The 234-nt window shown below is 57.3% G+C and carries 1 pseudogene; it reads right to left on the reverse strand.

Annotated elements, in window-relative coordinates:
• A pseudogene (locus EOD29_RS37770) lies at positions 1-103 on the reverse strand (oligopeptide ABC transporter ATP-binding protein); the annotation flags it as partial.
• Positions 104-234 lie beyond the last annotated feature (131 nt).

A 234-nucleotide genomic window follows, 5' to 3' on the forward strand; every position in this document is an offset into this window, starting at 1 on the left:
CGGCGACGCGATGCTCAATGTGCTCCACGACGCCGAGATCATGCGAGATGAAGACGAAGGCGAGGCCAATCTGTTGTTGAAGATCCAGAAGCAGATTGGCGATGATGAGTGATGGCTTGAGGGCAGCGCCCACGCAATAATAAGATGCCGTAACGCTGCGTTGCGCGACTGCCATTGCAGCTTGCACCGCTTCGGCCGAACTGCAGCCGTCGCAATGTCAGGAGTGGATGGAGA

Origin of the sequence: Mesorhizobium sp. M1A.T.Ca.IN.004.03.1.1, from assembly GCF_003997555.1 — a bacterium.
Classification (GTDB): domain Bacteria; phylum Pseudomonadota; class Alphaproteobacteria; order Rhizobiales; family Rhizobiaceae; genus Mesorhizobium.